Here is a 276-nt window from a genome sequence, read left to right on the forward strand (position 1 = left end):
GTGCGGGCCTTCAAAGTGAATGCCAATAATACCGGGAGTCTGCAAAGCAATAGCATCAGCAATGACATCGGCTGCTTGGTGCATCACTTCAACCGTGTCAGTAATTAAAGTCGGCAACATGGCAGTTGTGCCATACTTGGCATGTGCCAGCAGCATTTGTTTAACCCCAGCAACACTGCTAGTACGATTAAACAATACACCACCGCCACCATTCACTTGCAAGTCAATAAAGCCTGGCGCAACTAACCCCGTTAGGTGCTCATCTGCCTGTTGCAC

At 48.9% G+C, this 276-nt stretch carries 1 pseudogene; it reads right to left on the reverse strand.

Going from position 1 to position 276, the window contains the following annotated elements:
* A pseudogene (locus AAEY78_RS12930) lies at window positions 1-276 on the reverse strand (N-acetylglucosamine-6-phosphate deacetylase); the annotation flags it as partial.

The sequence above is a fragment of the Psychrobacter sp. 16-MNA-CIBAN-0192 genome, assembly GCF_040309565.1.
Lineage (GTDB): Bacteria > Pseudomonadota > Gammaproteobacteria > Pseudomonadales > Moraxellaceae > Psychrobacter.